This is a genomic window from Candidatus Nitrosopumilus sp., assembly GCF_965223225.1.
Lineage (GTDB): Archaea > Thermoproteota > Nitrososphaeria > Nitrososphaerales > Nitrosopumilaceae > Nitrosopumilus.
On record NZ_CBDCVU010000002.1, the window covers coordinates 1 to 16,797 of the forward strand.

A 16,797-nucleotide genomic window follows, 5' to 3' on the forward strand; every position below is an offset into this window, starting at 1 on the left:
CTTGCGATTTACGCTGATGCCCCAAATGCAAGCGCAAGAGGGTTGATGTACTCCCAGGAGGACTGGGGCAAAAGGAAGATCCTCAAGGCAGGACTGGTGGTAAAGCACGAACTATTGGCATTAGATGAGCTAGACAAGATGGGCACAACCCGGCAGGAACTCAACACCACAATGGAGCAGCAGATTGCCACCTACAACAAGAATCCATTCAACATACAAACCCCAATCAACTGCACCATAGTTGCATGCGGGAATCCGCAAAACGGAAGATGGAATAACGCGCAAACCCTAATGGATAATCTAAAACCAATTGAATCTGAGTTACTGTCACGATTCTTGATTGTCAGGGTGTTCAAGACTCATCATACTGCCAAACGGTTACAACACATCATTGACACGATACAGCAAAGAGATACAGTAAAGCCAATATTTTCTGAAAGAAAGCTTGCAGGATTGATTTCACATTGCAGAAAGCTGGAACCAAAACTGTCTGCAGAAGCAGAAAAAGAGATTATATCATTTGCAGAGTTCTTTGAGGGAGTGGAACAGGATTCAGATTCTGATCTGCCATTTGAGACAAGACAGGAGATAGAGCTAATCAGAATTTCAACTGCAATCGCAAAGTTTCTGCAAAGAGATTTTGTAGATTCAGTCTGTGTCAGATTGGCAATAAAGTTCATGAAGGAATGCCTGATGTCACTTGGGATGAACACTGAAGGTAAATTGGTTGGAATGAATCTTTATGACAAGGCAGCAAACAAGGATGATGCATTTGTAAGTATAGTAAGAAAGCTGGAGAAAAATTCTGCTGATTGTTCCTTTACTGAATCAGATTTGATAGAAGAGATGCTAACTCATGAAGATCACTGGAAGACAAAAGAGTCTGCACATTCTTACTGGAAGAGATTCAATCCCAATCTGAATCGAACCTCACAATACTTTGAGCCAAAACCTGGGAGATATCAGAAGGTAAAGTAAATGGAGATGATAATGTGATACGAACTTGCATCAGTTGTGGAATCACAAGCCAGAGATATGGCAAGTCATGGGAATTGTGGAATCAATGTGCAAACTGTGCAAAGAGATCAAATCCTGATTACTATAATGTGATGAAATGTCCTGATTGTGGCAGTACCAGCAACAACACAACTGCACTATGTTGGCGATTTTACGGGAAATGCGGAAAATGTGCCTACAAAAAGCCTGATCATCGAACACATGTTCTGTGCAAGGAATGCAATGAGGTATGCTACAAGCTAAAGTATCAAAAACTGGGAGTTCATGCAATTGACCTGTTCTATTGCATTCATTGTAGTGGAATAATCACAAAACACGGTCACAGAATCCTACAGATGAGAGGTTTGACTCAATGAGTGAAATCTTTTCAGAAACTACACAAAATTGTAATCAAAAGAAATCATTCAGGGGGTTACGTGCAGGTGGACACTGCCGTGGTATCTGTACAAGACATTCCGTTACAACAAAGTGGGGGCAGAAAAAGTATGAACAGGGATTAAGGTTTTGCAGCTACTGCAGGACATGGTTTTCTTGTGACAGGTTATGTTGTATATGTTGTAGCAAAAGACTTCGTTATCATAGACGGGACAAGAAGGTAAAATGAAATCAAGATCAGTTCAACATCTTGGTTCAATTAACGTCCAAGATGAATATGGCACACCAAAGGAATTATTCCAAAAAATATGTGAGAAATATGACGTTTATCCACAAGTTGACATCTGTGCAAGTCATACGAATCATGTTGTGTCAAATTACATAACAAAAGAACAGAATTGTTTCAACTATTCCATAACAAAAGACTTTTTCATGAATCCTCCATATTCAAAAGTCTCAGAGTTTATGGAATTCGCATACTCTCAACATGTCAAGAACAATTTATCTTGCATCATCTTGACATATTCCAAGACCGGAACCAGATGGTGGCACAAGTATGTTCAGGGAACTGCAGATCATGTTTATTTTCAAAAGGGACGAATCAAATTCTTAGATGAGAAGGGTCATTCCACAAAACATTGCGCACCGTATGATTCTGTGTGGATTGTATTTGAAAAAAGAGACAAACAAGAAAATAATGAGTTGCAACACATAAAAGAATGACAAAAGCGCAGACAAAAAGTGTCAAAGTGCAAAGGTGTATGTGACAGATACAAGGCAACAAAAACACAAGGGGGCTCTAGATATGCAAACGGACAGAAGAGGTGTCAATCTTGTGAACTGTTCATAAATTGGGAGGGACTTTGGTGTCCATGTTGTGGACACAGACTGAGGACCATGCCAAGAAACAGGATTTACAAGGAGAAATTCCTCCAATCTAAGAAAATAATCCAAAAAGAACAAGATATTTTGCTGTAAAAAGAAAAATCATATACAAATCTGCATGTCTTGTAGAAATCTTTACAATCTTCTGACTGTATATCATTTCATGGGATTTCTAAAGAAAATCAAAGACACTGCCGAAAAGAGTGTCGAAAAAGGAGCAGAACTAGGAAAAAAAGGCGTAGACAAGGGAGTAGATCTAGGCAAAAAGGGAGTCGAGAAAGGTGCTGAGGCAGGTTCCAAAGCCTATGAAGGCACAAAAGATGCTGCCAAGAAAGGCGTTGACAAGGCCAAGGGAGAATAGTTTTTCTCTTTTTTATTTTGTACTGTTTTCTGTCAGAGAAAGGTAACCGTCATGACAACAGGATGTAACGGTATATGTGCCAAATACAAATCAAAACGAAAAGGCATCAGCTTCAGATATGCAAACGGGGAAAAGCGATGTCAAAAATGCAACATGTTTATTGATTGGGATGGAATCTATTGTCCTTGCTGTGGAGTAAAGCTGAGAACAAGACCGCATTTTAAAAATACAAAGAAAAGTGAAAAATCATCATGACTGAAAAGACAAAATACAAGAAAGGATTCATGCTGATTCCAGAAGAATGACTGGGACCATGCGATAACTGCGGTGATGGTACCATCATAAAGTTCTGCAAAAAGTATGGGGGCTACATTGGTAAATGCACAGCATGTGACATCAACTGGAGAGAATCATGATGGCGAGAAAGCCAGGCTCTGAACGACAACAGAAATTATACAGTTGCAAGGAATGTGACTTTGTTGCAAAAAAACATTCTGCTCTTGTTCTACACATGAAAGAGATTCACGGGATTGAACTGTAAAAAAATAACAGGTCATAATTGCAAATGTGACAAACAATTTTCAATAAATTATCTTTGATTGATATTTTCAAGACATTAAAATCTTCATAAATTAATTGCTTTCCCTCATAACCTTATAACTCAATTACAAAGAGCTCCGACATGAGACAAAATTTAATTTCTATGCAATCATGTTATTGCGCAAAACCAGAAATTGTTTTTCTCCCCTTTGAAGACGAGACTGTCTGCAAAATATGCGGTGTGGTTCTGGAAAATGAAGAAACATCATTCCAAGACATAGAAAACACAATACCGTATGAAATGCTATGCAAGACAAATCTCAACCTTCACCAAAGAAAGCAAGTTGGTGGAGACCCACATGATGAGCAAAAAATCACGTCATCAAAATTTCATACACATGAATCAGATCAGAATCTTTTGGCGTTCTCTGATGTGTGCAGGAAACTGTCACTGAACAGCACTATTTCAGAAGACTGTTGGGTAGCATTTACTCATGACAAATCCAGTCTGACAAAGGCAAAAAAGATGTGTCATGCCATATACCAAACTCTTCAAAACAGGGCAATCCCATATGAGGAGAAATCAGTACAGGAGATTGTCTGCAGCAGCCTTGGCGTAAAGAAAGCATCAGACCAGAAAGGAATCATCTTCAAAGGTGATTGCATTCCTGCATTTGACTCTCAGGAGACAAAGAGACGATTCTACCTGAATCTGTTTGTCCAGCAGGCACAAAAAGAGTACAATATCTCTGATGTGTCTACTTTAAGGAAAAATTCAGAGAAATATCTGGATGTTCTGATGGAATCATTTCCAAATACAGACTATAAGACGCTGACAAAAAAGGCCACAGGCATGGCAATATTGAGGTGCTACACAAATTGAGTAACACTGCATCCTTGTCCACTGAACAGTCTACTGATGCTACAATGAGTCAATTGTTTACAATTGATGCCAGATCCATTAGTTTGCTTCCAGAAAATGTTGGCATTGTCATGGAGTCAAGCATTCAAAGGTACGCATCAATGAAAACAGAAGACCTTCCTGTAGTAAGACTTGGAAGAGTTAACGGTAAAGTGTATGCAATAAACCACTATGACGTGATTCTTGGCTGCACACAATCAAAAAAGAATGTAAGATGCATCATTGAGGAATATGAAAAATTATCAGATGTAATGGTACAGCATTTCAGAGATGTAATGTCAAATGATGTAATCAACACACCATTAATTTACAGCTCAGTTGATTCGCTGCAAGAAAGACTAAAGACAGACAAGTTATCTGTCCTAAAAATTCTTGGAATAGAAAAAAACCAATACACACGACTGCTAACAACTACCAACAACATTTCCGAAGCTGCAATCTCAAAACTTGAAGAAATGGTAACAGAACTCTCAAAGAGAAAAGGACTGACTGCAATTCAGGCAAGCATTCCAATTTACATGCTTGAAAAGATTTCCAGAGTCTCAGATGAGAAACAACAACTCAAACTGATTCAAATCATTGAATCTGATTTGCAGACAATAAATGATGCAAAATTCTTTTGGATGACTCCAGAACAGATTGACTCTATTCTGCAATTGGTAAGACAAGATGCAACTCATGCAGAAAACAAAAGAGAAGAATCAACTGTTGCAGAATTTGTTGAAATAGAAGATATTGGGAAAAAGATTGAAGAAGAAAAATCAACAACAACTACAACATCAAAAAGTAACAATGCAACAAAGGAGAATCAAAAAGAAAAAAGAGACAATCAAAAAACCAAACCAGTATCAAAAAAGACAAAACAGATTATTGACACGATTCCAAACATGCTAGTCATTCCAGATGAGCGAGGACAGCCAAACTATTTGGTAGACAAGAAAAACGGTGCAGTGACCAAAGTGGATTCCAAATCCACCAGGGGAATCATAAAGACTGAGCAGATGCCATCAAAGAGACTCTATTCCATTCCGTTGGATGTGACAAAGTTTCTTGGAATGGGAAATGGTGATGGAGATGGTAGAAATAGTAGCATATCTGCAATACGCCACAAAAATATCTCTGGAACAGATAATCTCAAATCATTTGCTGAATCCCAGAAAGACCAGACTCAACGATACACAATATTTTGGAATGAATGATTAGCATTGTACCATGAGGATAGTGATGATAACCATCACGTCAAAGGTCTGATGCTGTATCGGAACAACATAAAGAAAGACTCTGTTGCAGCAAGAATTCTTGAGACGTCATATGACGTTTCAGAATTTTCTCTTTTTGAGATGGTTGAGACAATCAAAAAACCATCTCTTTACACAAAAAAGATTACCCTGGTACTAAAATATTCAGGATATCTCAAATCAAAAAACAGAGGAAGATATTGCATTACCCAAAAAGGCAGATGGTTTGTTATCTGTCAGAGATTAGATGGAATATCTTTTCTCTCGCTGTGTCTGCTAGCAGAGACATATCATAGAGTAAAGACCAATCCTGAATTATTCTACCAGTTATCTGCATTTAGGCGATTCTATGAGAAAGATTATGATCATGACATCTCTTCGTCCACTGCAATTTACAAAAGAAGAAACATTTCAAGATCACTACAATTATTGAAAGAAAGACATCTTGTGTATGTTGTGAATGGTGATTTTATCAAAATGACAAAACCCATGATATCTTTTTTTGAAAGATACGATAAAGATCTTGACTCTTTGTATGGGTGGTGTAATGATACGTATGAAAAATGCATTAATCATATAATTGAAAACAATAGATTTGATCCTAAGATTGGAAATCTTTTCTCAAAAGGATCCAATTAGAATGCCAGAAAAGTGGCATTGAGATTGGATCCTTTTTCCTTTTGGTTTTATCATATTTGTAATGAATAATCAAGATGGAATTATTTCAGATTAGAATTGTTATTTTGCTGATGTTGTTTGGGATTGCATCAGTCTATGATTACAAGACAAGAAAGATTCCAGACATTTTATGGATTGTTTTTTCTGGGGTAGGCTGTATTTTACATGTGATTGACTATGAGTCGTATTCTGCATATCATGTAATTTCATTTTTTACCTCGTGTGTATTTGCATTTTTACTGTATAGACTCAGATTTGTCGGAATGGGTGACATGTTTGGCATCATATCAATTGCAGTAATCTTACCTATACACTATGAATTTGTCATGATTCCAATCTTAGGCACAATACTGGCATTGATTATGGTTGTATTTGCGACTGTTCTATACAATTTTACCCTCAATGTAATGGATTTGATGTCTACGAAAAGAAAATCATTGTTCAGCGAATTTGTAGGAGAATCATTATACAGAAAAATTCTAGCTATCTTTTTCATTCACAGGAGAAGAGGATACGAGAGATTTGTCATATTATCTGAGAACCAATATCCTGCAATTCCAAGGAACAGATCATTTGTGTTGATTTCTAGAAACAAAGAGATTTCTCCTCAAATGAAAGGAGAAGGATTTGTGCAAAATGCGGCACCATTTGTTTTGTTTATGATGATTGGGTTGGTTTTGTTGCTATTACCTGAATTATTATCTATGTTGCACAGATAGCATTTAGAGTCTTATGAATTTTTTAATATTTGCAAAATAATATTTTTGTTATCCAATATAACAACGTGATTAGGTTCTATCTCAAGTGCTTTGTCATACCAAACAATAGCCTCTTCATAAAGACCGAGAAAGCTCAATGTTAATCCTTTATTACCTATCGTAACAACGTGATTAGGTTCTATCTCAAGTGCTTTGTCATACCAAACAATAGCTTCCTCATAAAGTCCAAGATTATACAATGCCAAACCTTTATTGTTTAACGTGTTAACATAATTAGGTTCTATCTCAAGTGCTTTGTCATACCAAACAATAGCTTCCTCATAAAGTCCAAGCGAGTCCAGTGCTAAACCTTTATTGTTTAATACCACAAAACTGTTCTTATCATGATCTAAAATTTTATCATAGTTTTGAATAGATCTATTGTAATCTTTCAAGTGATAAAAATAATTTCCTTGTAATAAAAGAAATTCTGAATCAACTGGGATCTTATTTTTAAATAAATTTTCTATCTCTTCCTGCTCTTCTTTTAATATGTCCACAGAATTATTTGGATTTAGTTCTTCTTCAATTCCGAGTTGCTTGAGTATTTTCCTCAGATCTTTTTTGACGTCTTCAATATTCTCAGAATCTACTTTGTTTTGATCAGTAACTCCAGTTATACCGTCAAAGATTCCTCCTCCAAAGATACTAAACAATATACCGATAATTAAGGCAAAAACTCCAAATCCTGTTACCGTTTTATTTTCTTTTATGAGGAGTATCAGGTTCGACAACATCCCTCATGAAAAAATTTCTCTATTAACTATTTTTATCGACCATATTATCGTAAAATGAAAAATTGATTAAAAATAAATTTTCTTTTTATCAAAAGTCATTATATAATTTTGATTTCATTTGGGTAAATTCTGGTCACTATCACAAGAAAAACAGTCAGGTCTATTAGATAAAACAAGAGACTTTCTAGGGCAATCAAATCCTCACATCACCTGTTGCTCGCTAAAGGTACCAATATCTATGGATGTAAAATCAGCAATCCAGACAATTCCTGAGCTAATTTCACCAAACCCTGAGACGATTCGCTCCTTTGAGATTTGGTGGGATGGAAATGTAAAGCAGCTAAAGTATGTTCTATCTGCCCAAAACAAATTGGATTTGGCAAACTACAAGATATCATTTCAAAATGTGTACCCAAATGTTTCTTTTGTGTCGCAACAAGAGACAATTCCTGAATGGTTTTCTCCATCAGAATCATCCTATGAAATATTTGATGTGTCATTGCAGCATGGACACTACTCTACTGTTTTGGATACTACATCACAACAAAATCAGATGATTACAAACCTTTCAAACTCTATTCAGGCATATGAAAACGCATGGATTCAATTTGTCTTTGCACCATACAATTTCATCTCATATCTTAGAAATCATCAGAGAAGACTAGACACAAGAATAAAGCATGTCACCAGCAAAAAATACAGGACATGGGTTGATGATCTTACAAACACAAAGTCATATGAGAATCCTGAGAATGGTCTTGACTTTTACAACAACTACAAAGAATTACTCCATGATTCCACAAAAAAGACTCAGGACATTCAGATAGTCATGAGTGTTAGAGGTTTGATTGGAACAAAGAAAAAAGAAGATGATGAAGATAATGACAATAACATAAAACCGTCACTTTCTTTTGATCAGATAAAATCAAAACATGATCATCTAACACAATACTCTTACAGTTACAAATCATTTTACCATGCCAAATACAAAAAGGTAGGAGCCCCACTTACAATCAATCATAGAATCAAAAAAGATTATCCCAGGCTATCCATGTTTGATTTGAGGTTGATTCCAAATCCCAAAGACTACATGACTAATTCTATCAAGGACTATTTTGAAAAGACACTACTTACAGCTGAATACAAGACAAGAAAGCCAATGCCCTATCTTATTTTGAATCCTAGTGAATTATCCTTGTTTGTTCACTTGCCAAACCCGACCACAACTAGGCACATCCAGACAACTAGAAACGTCTCATTACCCTCAAAATTGGTAAACAAAAACGGATTCAACATCGGATATTTTGAGGAATCACGCACAATCACATATGGCACACAGCACAATCTAGTTGAAGAGCAGTCAGCCATCATTTCACCAATTGACTTTTCACGTCACATCTACTGCGTTGGCGGAACCGGTTCTGGCAAGACATCTCTAATCAGAGTAATTGCAAAGCATCTAGAAGAGGCAAACCTAAATGGAACATTTCCAAATGCATTCATTTACTTGGATCCAAAGGGTGAGGATTCTGAGAAATTTATTCAGCAATGCTCAGAGGATTCAATTAGTAATGACATGATTCATTATCTGGAACCACTTGATACTGGTTTCTCAATTAATCCATTAGAATTACCAAAATATTCTGAAGGCAACAGAGATGAGACAGTATCAAGATACGTCGGTTACTTTTTGGAAATGGTAAAGGAATGGTATGGACAGCAGCAGACCTTTGTCCAGATGGAGAGAATCTTTCGTGTGTTACTATTTTACATGTATTACAAAAACGATGCACCAACTTTCATTGACATGTATGAAATTATAATCCAGCTTCAAGACGAGGGAGAAAAATATCTGCAGATAATGTTTAAAGTATTGGGAATGCCAGGGGACGAGCTAAAGCAAGCATTATCATCCATTGCGTCGTTAAAGCCAGACTCTTTTGTACCGTTACTAAACAGGGTCGAACAGTTTGCAACAGACCCTATTCTAAAAAAGGTATTTTGTCAGAGACGTGGTACAGTATTCTTTGAGGAACTAATCAAGCCAGGTCATTACACAATAGTTAGAATATCAACACTAAATCTTGCACACCACATACAACCATTGGCAATTCAAGCTTTTGTCATAAAACTTTGGTTTACCATTTTAGAGAGAGCATCAAAGCTAAAAGAAGAGAACAGAAACCAGGTGATTCTAGCTTTGGATGAATTTCAAATTGTAAAGGATTTGCAGATACTGCCACTAATTTTATCTCAAGCCAGATCATACCGTTTGGGAATGTTGTTAGCTCACCAGACAATGGCACAAATTGATGACAAATTACTAGAAGAAATAGTTGGAAACTCTGGAACCCAACTAGCTGGTAGAATCTCAGGCAAGGATGCATCAAGGTTAGGAAATATTTGGGATCCCAAGTTCTCCAAGGAACTAACACAGCAGATGGCCTCCCAAGAAGACTTTCACTGGACATACAAGATGAGGGCAGCATCAGGTCAGGAACAACCCACACCTATCCAGTTTTGGCTTCCATTACCCCCTGAGATGCCCAACTCTGATGAGAAAATACAGCAGTTTATCTCCTCTCAAAAGGCAAAATATCACCGAATCAATCAATCCACAACATCCCTTATCTCAGAAGCCCAGACTGAATCAATGAAATGGATGAGATACATCACTGTACCATTACCAGAAAAGACTCAATGGCAAATAATGCTGATGCTTCATCAAAACAAAGGAGAGTCACTCCAGCTAGGACAAATCACAGAGAAACTAAAGGCAGACCAACGAGATGATGTCTCAGATATTTTGCATGAGATGGTAGATCAGAAACTACTAGAAATACTAGATGAGGATAACAGAAATGCAAAATATGTCCTATCAAAACATTGCATAGAACAGTATTTCACATTTGATAGCACCAAGATTGGAACAGCTGATGACATTCCATACCTTACAGAAAAGGCAGTGAACAGTTACCTATCCAAAGGATATTTTCTAACCATAGCAGACCAGTCAGTAAAAAAAGATGAGGACAGAACTGATCTTATAGCATATTCGTATGAGACTGACAAGGCAATCTCAGTTGAGATAGAATCAGCTTCAGAGGTATCATCACATCCTGAAGCTGCAAGAAAGAACATGGTAAAATGGCCCGTCATGGGATTTGCAGCTTATCACGGATGGGCAACCACAAACAGACTAAAAGAAATTCAAGAATCACAAATAGAAAAAGAAAAAAGAAAAGATGTTTTGGTGTTCGTGGTTTAGCCGTACCTAGAACTCATGTCCATCCAATGGATTCGGAGTTTCATCTATCTTGGGGTGTTGTTTCTGTATTGGTTCTTGAGTTTTTTGTAGTTTTTTGTTGTCTTGAAGATACTCTGAGATTGTTATGGTTTGATCTTCAAGCAGTCGAATTTCCAACATTGTGTCTTCTGTGATGTTTAGTATCTTCACAATCTTTGAGGGGATGGTGACATACAAGGAGTATTGATTGTTTCCTCCCAGCCATGGTCTGATGATTGCAATTGTCTCAGTCTTTTTCATGAAATAATATGAGAATATCTAATTTAACCAAAAGTACTGTACGTACTGTACATACAGTACTGGCAAAATACTGTACGTACTTTACATACTGTACATACAGTACTAAATTACGGGCTAATCACGCACGAAATTGACGAAATTCCTCAAAATGGACAAAAATCCCTCAAGTTCGCAATATACTATTTAGATATAGTTTCACGTTTTATTTTCTTGATTTTGTTGATAGAAATCTGTTTTCCCCTACACAAATTATTAACTAATAACAGAAAATCCATTTCATTGAAAAGAAAGTTCATCCTGATGGTCGGAATCATATCTGTCATTACAATAATTCTGGGAACTGTTTTTATGTCAAACGTCATGTTTGATCTAGAGGCAGACAGGCACATACAGCAAGTGGACCGACATATCCTAGACAAGATAAGTGATGAACCTGGACTTGAAGCACAGATTAACGAACTCCACATATGTCAGAAATTACTTTTGTATGGCAATATCCTATCGGCAGAAGACTATTCACGCTACAACTATGGAAAGGATACAGAACCATATTCTGAGAAGCAAATAGAAGCAACAGAGAATTTCATCAAGCTGCACCAGTTTAACAGCAAGGTGTTTGATGAGTTGGATTGTAGGGAAACATCCTCAGAATGGGAGACTGGAGAATTTCATGAGTTCAATCACCATATTCCTTGAATCTAATTTTGATGTCAATCACAATCCTTCCTTTGTAGACCACAACTCAGAAAAAGTGGTAACTGATCCTGAAGTTTATTCAAAATGTGGTACGGGATATGAGCTGGTTGGAGACAGGTGTATTCCAGCATACCCATAACAGTGTTGGTATATTTGTCACTTGTAGCAAATCAACATTACATCTAAGATTATTTTCAAAAGAATTCTTTATGAACATTGTAATAAGACAATTCATAAGATGAAAACTTCCTTTATGATTGGAATAATTTTTACAGTAATCATAGTTGTAATCAGTGGAATTGTTTTTGGCATATCTGAGACTACTTTTAACTCTGAGACAAACCATCCATGGGATTCGGGATTTCTTTATGAGAACAACACATACGTTACATCACAGAAACATGAGCCTTCACCATAATCAAGAATTAATCATTATAGTCTGAAGGGATACTGTTTTCCTTGGAACGAATCCTGCCCAATCCATATTAACTTCCATGTCCAAAGAACATCATATCATGGCACCAAAAGCATATCCTATAGTAATCAAGGCAATAAAGTCAAAGAAACTAAAGGAACCGTTCTATCCATATGAGGCATCAAAAGTTTGTAAACCAAAGAACAATGATTCGTTCAGAAAGATTTTCGCATCACATAGAAGAGGAAACCCGTTTGGCAACCAACCGTTATTCATACAGCTAAAGGATGGAACATACAAGGCAATCAGGCCTTTCAGAAAATAGTTAATCGGACATCATTAGAAACTAATTTTAGAGAGTTTGACGTACACTAACAACACTTGGCCATAACCGTTAAATCGTCATCCCTCAGACACTGTCCAGAGTGTGATGAAGTGATTCGGGTTGGTGTAGACATGATAAGAAACCAGGAGGGACAGTGGATTCATCTTTCATGTTATGAAGAACTAAACTCCAACAGTAACAACAACAAAAAATCAACCAGCCCGGAAGATTTTTGGGATCTGGACAAGGATGTCTAGTAATTTTTTGAACCACTTGAAAGTTGAATTCTTGTCTGTATCTGCCATTCAGTGATTTGCAATGTGTTTTGAGCAGTAAACTCTGTGGTGTTCCCTACAATAGTACAATGAGTTTGATTTACAAAGTGTACAGGACACAGAACATTCCATCTGATTTAGATCAAAGGGAATGTGTTTTCTAAGATCCAATGAATTACAGGTGATATTTTTTGTTGGGATGTCAACTAGAGCATATTTGTCCATGGTAAGACCGGCAACAAGAAATTCCTCGTCATCGTCAGCATCTCTTGATAACGTCTTACTGAATCCAGAGGCAGCATCATAGTCAGAAAAGACCGTGATTAATTGATTTTCATATCGGCTATCTTTTCTCACAAATTTCTTCCTAAATACGATAAAGACTCTCTTCACCAATGAAATTCCATGTGAATCCCGATAGATATGATTTATCCAATTTTTAATTCTTGGGAAAATCCGCCAATCCTCGGTCTTGATAGACAATCATCACGTGTCAATCATCTGAAATATTCTTGATTAAATCCAATATTTTTGATATTATCTTTTGATGGTCATTTTGAGTCTCAGTGTGGATCATCATCAAATATTTGTCATTTATGGGAAATGAAATCCTCTTCATTACCTCATATTCTCCCATGGAATATCTCGTCTTTCCAATCCTGTGTTCTATGTTTTTTCTCGTGTCCCATCTCTGTACGGCATAAAAGTGGACCATCTTCAGCTCGTCCTCTGTGAGAACAGGAGTCATACCTTTCCTGTATCCGCCATGGATGATTTCGCCGTTTTTGCTCAGGATTATCGCATACTGGATTGATTCGTCTATGTTCATCACATCCTCATAGAATTTCTCAAAGTTCATAGGATAATTCAGAGATGGTTGTTAAAATAAGATCTTTTAATTCATGAAAAAATTCTTGAGAGAATTCTTCAAAGTCCTCACTACTGACGTAGGGTCTTGATTCACTTGAAGTGAATCTCATAGAACCGAAGGTTCAAAATCCATCTGATAAGACAAATAGTTAGCCCTCAAAGTCTTGACAGACAGTCTAGGATCCTCCTGAAGAGGATCAAATTAAAATAAAAAAAGAAAAAAGGATGTTGGAATTATATTCCTTTCATCCAGTATGTTGGTTTTGTGGCGTAGATGTTTTCATCAAGTGTTTCATCGTAAGCTTCTCCATAGATGTAAAATCCCCTTTCACGTCCCTCTGGCAAATACACATCATCACTCATCTTGCCTTCAGGATATGAAATTATTCCTGAAAGGTTGAACATTTGTCTGAATGATTCTAATTCACCATCCTCAACCAAGATGTTACTGTTGATATCTTTCCAGATGTAACAATCTGAAACAAGACATATTTCCGGATACAATCTCAATATCTCTATTGCATTTTCGAATCCTTTGATGTTTAATAATTCGTAGCCATTGTCAAGCTGTTGGTTGGAATTGAAATCTGCTAGAAGGATTCTGGATTCAGGGGAATACCAATAGCACATGTGTTCTCTGAATCCATCATTATCGTAGTCAAAAGGATTCGGAGAATTTCTACATCTGTCACCATTGCCTGGTTCAATGTAAGCCCAAGTTCCAAATACTATTGGATCCAATCCCCCTGCTTTTCCATCATGATCGTCATCCACGGGTGGCATTACTGGTGGATCTACTGGGGGTACATCATGGATTGGCGGATCACAAATAGGAAATGGAGAACCATAACGAGTGTCAAGATTTGGACCCCCAGAACATCTTGGTACATCAGGTTCAATTGGTGGAACTTCTGGTGGTACATGTGTTTCGCCTAAATCTAGACAATATGCAATTGCAGTACCTTTGGTATTTGCTGGTTTAAGTTTCCAATCAAATGTAACTGTCCAGCCATCATTATTTTCTGTGGGTTGACTATTTGTTGCAAATAGAGGACCTCCGGCACCTCTTCCAAGATTAGTCCATCCACCTGATAAAACTATGTCTCCATCATTACAGCTGGCAGTGGATATCTTGCTATGATCACCCTGGACTGAGTATGTCTTGAGAATAGAAGATAGATCAGATATGTCTGCATCTTTTCCATCAACACCATCTTTGCCATCAACTCCTGGTACTCCTTGAAGGCCTCTTTCACCTTTCTCTCCAGGTTCTCCTCTTTCACCTTTCTCTCCAGGTTCTCCTCTTTCACCTTTCTCTCCAGGTTCTCCTTTCTCTCCGTCTTTTCCATTAATCCCGTCTTTTCCATCCACTCCATTTGTTCCGTTAATTCCTGGCAATCCTTGAGGACCTGGAATCAACTCTATTGTATCTATTTGTTGTTGTAGATCTGCTAATTCTGTTTTCAATGAGGCTATCTCATCGAAGACATTAGCAAAATCACTTGCAATAGACAAGAGTAGTTGGTCTATCATATCTTTCAGATCATTGATTTGGTCCTGAAGTGAAGGTTTTGGTGGTTCAGGCTCATCTTTACATATTGGGTGATCCGTCTACATTGGATATTCCTATGGGAGTTCCGGTACAATCAGTCCAGATAACATTTGAAATTTCTGCACGACTAAAATCTGTTCCATCTAGAATAGCCCGAGTGAAATTTGAAGGATTGCCTGGACTCTTTAGATCAGTTGCCCTCATGTTTGCATTTGTCAAATCTGCATCGGTAAAATTTACTCCGAAAAGGAATATGTCAAAGAGAGTTATTCCTTTCATATTTGCTCCAACAAAGGAAGCTCCCATTCAATGAGGACCCCCCACCAAATATTGCATTTTCGAGATTAGCATTGTCAAATATTGCGTTTTCAATTATAATGTCACCAAAGTTTACCCCCACAAAATTGCAACTAGTGTAGTTTGCATTATTTGTAGGCGGATTAATTATTAGATCGCAGTGACCATCATCTTGAGATGAATCAGAATGATCCGCAAATGCATAAGGTAGTTCAGCTGCAGTTAGCATAGCACCTGCAACTAACAAGACTGTAGCGGTCATCATCATAACAGATGATGATGCTACTAGAAACATCAACAATTCTTTTGTAAAAAATCTGACTGTTGGAATGTTTCTGTTCTGTTTGTTTTTTCTTCTTACATCAAAAATAGTTTTGATGCATGAGTTATTAATTAACGTCATGAAAAAAAGTAAGGCAAAATTTTACTTAATGAAAATGCATCTTGAAATAGGTATCCTGTGATACGTATATTCAAAAATATAACAAAGGATGTTGTTTTTAAATATGTTAAAATCTATTTTTTAATACATCATGTATCAAAATAAAAATGGATTTTATAACTATGGTATCATTATCATGCTGTTCTAATTTAGGATGATATTTTTCTTATTGATGTTATTTTCAAAAAAAAAAAGAAAAAGAGAATTTAATTTTGAATGTTAGAGTTAGTTGTTGTCTTTTTTTAATTTGTACTGCTGTAATATTCTGTGTACCTTTCTACCACACATTGTAATTGTAATTGCAGGAAGAATTCTTTTGTCCTTTTTTGGTGTTCTCGTCAAATGGTTATCCACCCTAGCTCATTCATTAATCGTAACATCTTCATACCTTTAGGATAATTGATGTTTGCTTTGTTTAACAAAGATGCTCTGCGAAGATTTCCATGTTCTGTTAGGATTTGTAATATATCTTCAAACATCTCAGTCTCAGTCCGTTTCTTCAATTCTTTGCATCCTCTCTTGTTGATTCCACCTTGTCGTCTCTTTGAGATTTTAACTCTGATGATATTTTTTCATACAGACTTTGCAGAGAAATCGAAATTTGAGCTAACTCCTCTTCATATTTTGATGATGAAATAATTTCTGAAAGTGATTGGTATAATCTGCTATAAAAAAAGAAATCTTTTTGAATTTTATCAAATCCCATAGATTCCTGCAATACAGAATATCTTATTGCAGATCCACCGTCAATGTTTATTTTTTTGACATATACAATTAGTTCAAAGTCATCAACTGGTTTTTCTAATTGTTTGATTGCATTATTTAGATCATTGCTTCCTATTTTTCGTGTTACGTGGTTTCCGGAAA

Annotated in this window: 25 protein-coding genes; 16 read left to right on the plus strand and 9 right to left on the minus strand. The window is 36.6% G+C overall.

Annotation, left to right across the window (positions count from 1 at the left end; genetic code table 11):
- The 11 genes from ACOQN3_RS00080 to ACOQN3_RS00130 all read left to right on the plus strand — a co-directional run.
- Nucleotides 1-978 (plus strand): hypothetical protein (locus tag ACOQN3_RS00080; protein ID WP_420544462.1); only part of this gene is annotated, 978 nt, incomplete at its 5' end.
- A gap of 14 nt (nt 979-992) precedes the next feature.
- Nucleotides 993-1,373 (plus strand): hypothetical protein, encoded by a 381-nt coding sequence (locus tag ACOQN3_RS00085; RefSeq protein ID WP_420544463.1) that lies wholly within the window; start codon nt 993-995, stop codon nt 1,371-1,373.
- A gap of 244 nt (nt 1,374-1,617) precedes the next feature.
- Entirely contained in the window at nt 1,618-2,115 is a 498-nt protein-coding gene (locus tag ACOQN3_RS00090) for a DNA N-6-adenine-methyltransferase (protein WP_420544464.1), read from the plus strand.
- Between the two features lie 18 nt (nt 2,116-2,133).
- Nucleotides 2,134-2,370 (plus strand): hypothetical protein, encoded by a 237-nt coding sequence (locus tag ACOQN3_RS00095; RefSeq protein ID WP_420544465.1) that lies wholly within the window; start codon nt 2,134-2,136, stop codon nt 2,368-2,370.
- Nucleotides 2,371-2,440: 70 nt separating this feature from the next.
- The gene (locus tag ACOQN3_RS00100; RefSeq protein ID WP_420544466.1) at nt 2,441-2,638 is read left to right on the plus strand and encodes a hypothetical protein; all 198 of its coding nucleotides are present in this window, start codon (nt 2,441-2,443) and stop codon (nt 2,636-2,638) included.
- A 51-nt stretch (nt 2,639-2,689) separates the two neighbouring features.
- Complete coding sequence (locus ACOQN3_RS00105; RefSeq protein ID WP_420544467.1) at nt 2,690-2,893, plus strand: hypothetical protein; 204 nt, start codon at nt 2,690-2,692, stop codon at nt 2,891-2,893.
- Nucleotides 2,894-3,050: 157 nt separating this feature from the next.
- On the plus strand, nt 3,051-3,179 hold the full coding sequence (locus ACOQN3_RS00110; RefSeq protein ID WP_420544468.1) for a hypothetical protein: 129 nt from the start codon (nt 3,051-3,053) through the stop codon (nt 3,177-3,179).
- A gap of 141 nt (nt 3,180-3,320) precedes the next feature.
- Nucleotides 3,321-4,061, plus strand: a complete 741-nt coding sequence (locus ACOQN3_RS00115; protein WP_420544469.1) for a hypothetical protein — start codon at nt 3,321-3,323, stop codon at nt 4,059-4,061.
- Nucleotides 4,058-5,299, plus strand: coding sequence for a hypothetical protein (locus ACOQN3_RS00120; protein WP_420544470.1), 1,242 nt, complete (start codon nt 4,058-4,060; stop codon nt 5,297-5,299). Before ACOQN3_RS00115 ends, ACOQN3_RS00120 begins: the two co-directional genes overlap by 4 nt.
- Nucleotides 5,300-5,305: 6 nt before the next feature.
- Nucleotides 5,306-5,977: a hypothetical protein gene (locus ACOQN3_RS00125; RefSeq protein ID WP_420544471.1), complete on the plus strand. Its 672-nt coding sequence runs from the start codon at nt 5,306-5,308 to the stop codon at nt 5,975-5,977.
- Nucleotides 5,978-6,051: 74 nt separating this feature from the next.
- Nucleotides 6,052-6,735 carry a prepilin peptidase gene (locus ACOQN3_RS00130; protein WP_420544472.1) on the plus strand — a complete coding sequence of 228 codons (684 nt, stop codon included), beginning with the start codon at nt 6,052-6,054 and terminating at the stop codon, nt 6,733-6,735.
- Between the two features lie 11 nt (nt 6,736-6,746).
- Here ACOQN3_RS00130 and ACOQN3_RS00135 read toward each other — a convergent pair whose 3' ends face one another.
- Complete coding sequence (locus tag ACOQN3_RS00135; RefSeq protein ID WP_420544473.1) at nt 6,747-7,511, minus strand: tetratricopeptide repeat protein; 765 nt, start codon at nt 7,509-7,511, stop codon at nt 6,747-6,749.
- A 118-nt stretch (nt 7,512-7,629) separates the two neighbouring features.
- Here ACOQN3_RS00135 and ACOQN3_RS00140 point away from each other — a divergent pair, with 118 nt between their 5' ends.
- A complete protein-coding gene (locus ACOQN3_RS00140; RefSeq protein WP_420544474.1) occupies nt 7,630-10,779 on the plus strand; it encodes a type IV secretory system conjugative DNA transfer family protein in 3,150 nt (1,049 codons plus the stop codon).
- A 6-nt stretch (nt 10,780-10,785) separates the two neighbouring features.
- Here the strand turns inward: ACOQN3_RS00140 and ACOQN3_RS00145 are convergent, their stop codons facing one another.
- Nucleotides 10,786-11,058: an AbrB/MazE/SpoVT family DNA-binding domain-containing protein gene (locus tag ACOQN3_RS00145; protein ID WP_420544475.1), complete on the minus strand. Its 273-nt coding sequence runs from the start codon at nt 11,056-11,058 to the stop codon at nt 10,786-10,788.
- A 279-nt stretch (nt 11,059-11,337) separates the two neighbouring features.
- Here ACOQN3_RS00145 and ACOQN3_RS00150 point away from each other — a divergent pair, with 279 nt between their 5' ends.
- The 4 genes from ACOQN3_RS00150 to ACOQN3_RS00165 all read left to right on the plus strand — a co-directional run bounded on the left by ACOQN3_RS00150 (nt 11,338) and on the right by ACOQN3_RS00165 (nt 12,494).
- Nucleotides 11,338-11,754: a hypothetical protein gene (locus ACOQN3_RS00150; protein WP_420544476.1), complete on the plus strand. Its 417-nt coding sequence runs from the start codon at nt 11,338-11,340 to the stop codon at nt 11,752-11,754.
- The gene (locus ACOQN3_RS00155) at nt 11,729-11,893 is read left to right on the plus strand and encodes a hypothetical protein (protein WP_420544477.1); all 165 of its coding nucleotides are present in this window, start codon (nt 11,729-11,731) and stop codon (nt 11,891-11,893) included. Before ACOQN3_RS00150 ends, ACOQN3_RS00155 begins: the two co-directional genes overlap by 26 nt.
- 99 nt (nt 11,894-11,992) lie before the next feature.
- The gene (locus tag ACOQN3_RS00160; RefSeq protein WP_420544478.1) at nt 11,993-12,172 is read left to right on the plus strand and encodes a hypothetical protein; all 180 of its coding nucleotides are present in this window, start codon (nt 11,993-11,995) and stop codon (nt 12,170-12,172) included.
- 97 nt (nt 12,173-12,269) lie between these two features.
- On the plus strand, nt 12,270-12,494 hold the full coding sequence (locus tag ACOQN3_RS00165) for a hypothetical protein (RefSeq protein WP_420544479.1): 225 nt from the start codon (nt 12,270-12,272) through the stop codon (nt 12,492-12,494).
- Between the two features lie 305 nt (nt 12,495-12,799).
- On the opposite strand, the gene ACOQN3_RS00170 is transcribed toward ACOQN3_RS00165, so the two are convergent.
- From ACOQN3_RS00170 to ACOQN3_RS00200, 7 genes are all read right to left on the minus strand, one after another.
- Entirely contained in the window at nt 12,800-13,126 is a 327-nt protein-coding gene (locus ACOQN3_RS00170) for a hypothetical protein (protein WP_420544480.1), read from the minus strand.
- A 136-nt stretch (nt 13,127-13,262) separates the two neighbouring features.
- Nucleotides 13,263-13,628 carry a DUF6659 family protein gene (locus tag ACOQN3_RS00175; RefSeq protein ID WP_420544481.1) on the minus strand — a complete coding sequence of 122 codons (366 nt, stop codon included), beginning with the start codon at nt 13,626-13,628 and terminating at the stop codon, nt 13,263-13,265.
- 245 nt (nt 13,629-13,873) lie between these two features.
- Nucleotides 13,874-15,172 (minus strand): hypothetical protein, encoded by a 1,299-nt coding sequence (locus ACOQN3_RS00180; RefSeq protein ID WP_420544482.1) that lies wholly within the window; start codon nt 15,170-15,172, stop codon nt 13,874-13,876.
- A 58-nt stretch (nt 15,173-15,230) separates the two neighbouring features.
- A complete protein-coding gene (locus ACOQN3_RS00185; protein WP_420544483.1) occupies nt 15,231-15,497 on the minus strand; it encodes a pentapeptide repeat-containing protein in 267 nt (88 codons plus the stop codon).
- Complete coding sequence (locus ACOQN3_RS00190; RefSeq protein WP_420544484.1) at nt 15,448-15,891, minus strand: pentapeptide repeat-containing protein; 444 nt, start codon at nt 15,889-15,891, stop codon at nt 15,448-15,450. The genes ACOQN3_RS00185 and ACOQN3_RS00190 overlap by 50 nt, the downstream gene beginning before the upstream one ends.
- A 377-nt stretch (nt 15,892-16,268) precedes the next feature.
- Nucleotides 16,269-16,433 carry a hypothetical protein gene (locus ACOQN3_RS00195; RefSeq protein WP_420544485.1) on the minus strand — a complete coding sequence of 55 codons (165 nt, stop codon included), beginning with the start codon at nt 16,431-16,433 and terminating at the stop codon, nt 16,269-16,271.
- The coding region (locus tag ACOQN3_RS00200) for a hypothetical protein (protein WP_420544486.1) at nt 16,430-16,797 on the minus strand (368 nt) is incomplete at its 5' end. The genes ACOQN3_RS00195 and ACOQN3_RS00200, both read right to left, overlap by 4 nt.

Bases quoted from the DNA above. Each gene is read 5' to 3' on its own strand.
- ACOQN3_RS00115 (WP_420544469.1), top strand. From the start codon at position 3,321: ATGAGACAAAATTTAATTTCTATGCAATCATGTTATTGCGCAAAACCA.
- ACOQN3_RS00180 (WP_420544482.1), bottom strand. From the start codon at position 15,172: ATGATAGACCAACTACTCTTGTCTATTGCAAGTGATTTTGCTAATGTC.
- ACOQN3_RS00155 (WP_420544477.1), top strand. From the start codon at position 11,729: ATGAGTTCAATCACCATATTCCTTGAATCTAATTTTGATGTCAATCAC.
- ACOQN3_RS00185 (WP_420544483.1), bottom strand. From the start codon at position 15,497: ATGGGAGCTTCCTTTGTTGGAGCAAATATGAAAGGAATAACTCTCTTT.
- ACOQN3_RS00105 (WP_420544467.1), top strand. From the start codon at position 2,690: ATGACAACAGGATGTAACGGTATATGTGCCAAATACAAATCAAAACGA.
- ACOQN3_RS00145 (WP_420544475.1), bottom strand. From the start codon at position 11,058: ATGAAAAAGACTGAGACAATTGCAATCATCAGACCATGGCTGGGAGGA.
- ACOQN3_RS00130 (WP_420544472.1), top strand. From the start codon at position 6,052: ATGGAATTATTTCAGATTAGAATTGTTATTTTGCTGATGTTGTTTGGG.
- ACOQN3_RS00175 (WP_420544481.1), bottom strand. From the start codon at position 13,628: ATGAACTTTGAGAAATTCTATGAGGATGTGATGAACATAGACGAATCA.
- ACOQN3_RS00135 (WP_420544473.1), bottom strand. From the start codon at position 7,511: ATGTTGTCGAACCTGATACTCCTCATAAAAGAAAATAAAACGGTAACA.
- ACOQN3_RS00190 (WP_420544484.1), bottom strand. From the start codon at position 15,891: ATGACGTTAATTAATAACTCATGCATCAAAACTATTTTTGATGTAAGA.
- ACOQN3_RS00160 (WP_420544478.1), top strand. From the start codon at position 11,993: ATGAAAACTTCCTTTATGATTGGAATAATTTTTACAGTAATCATAGTT.
- ACOQN3_RS00110 (WP_420544468.1), top strand. From the start codon at position 3,051: ATGATGGCGAGAAAGCCAGGCTCTGAACGACAACAGAAATTATACAGT.
- ACOQN3_RS00100 (WP_420544466.1), top strand. From the start codon at position 2,441: ATGGGATTTCTAAAGAAAATCAAAGACACTGCCGAAAAGAGTGTCGAA.
- ACOQN3_RS00090 (WP_420544464.1), top strand. From the start codon at position 1,618: ATGAAATCAAGATCAGTTCAACATCTTGGTTCAATTAACGTCCAAGAT.
- ACOQN3_RS00165 (WP_420544479.1), top strand. From the start codon at position 12,270: ATGGCACCAAAAGCATATCCTATAGTAATCAAGGCAATAAAGTCAAAG.